The following is a 307-nucleotide window of genomic DNA, read 5'->3' as shown; positions in this document are numbered from 1 at the left end:
GGCACATCGCGTGCCAGGCGCTCCACCAGGATGTATTCGCTGGCCGAGAGCTGGTTGAAGTCCGCCTGCCGCAGGCGCTGCAGGTCGCTGGCCGTCATGGCGGCATCGAATTCGATCTTGTCTTCTTCGCGTGCGGGCGGTGCGTTGCGCGCGGCACGCACGGGCGCCAGTGCCTCGCTCACGCGCGGGCGGCGTTTGACGGGCTCGGCCTTGGATTCCGCGCTGGGCAGCATCTGCGCCAGCAGCTTTTGTGCGACGTTGGGATTGCGAAAGTAGGCATCGAACAGCTCGCGGAACACCACACGGT

Annotated in this window: 1 pseudogene; it reads right to left on the bottom strand. The window is 66.4% G+C overall.

The window, feature by feature from the left end:
• A pseudogene (locus DBR23_RS31580) lies at nt 1-307 on the bottom strand (hypothetical protein); the annotation flags it as partial.

It is taken from the genome of Acidovorax sp. HMWF018, from assembly GCF_003061035.1.
Lineage (GTDB): Bacteria > Pseudomonadota > Gammaproteobacteria > Burkholderiales > Burkholderiaceae_C > Acidovorax > Acidovorax delafieldii.
This window is presented reverse-complemented; position numbering and strand designations above follow the sequence as displayed.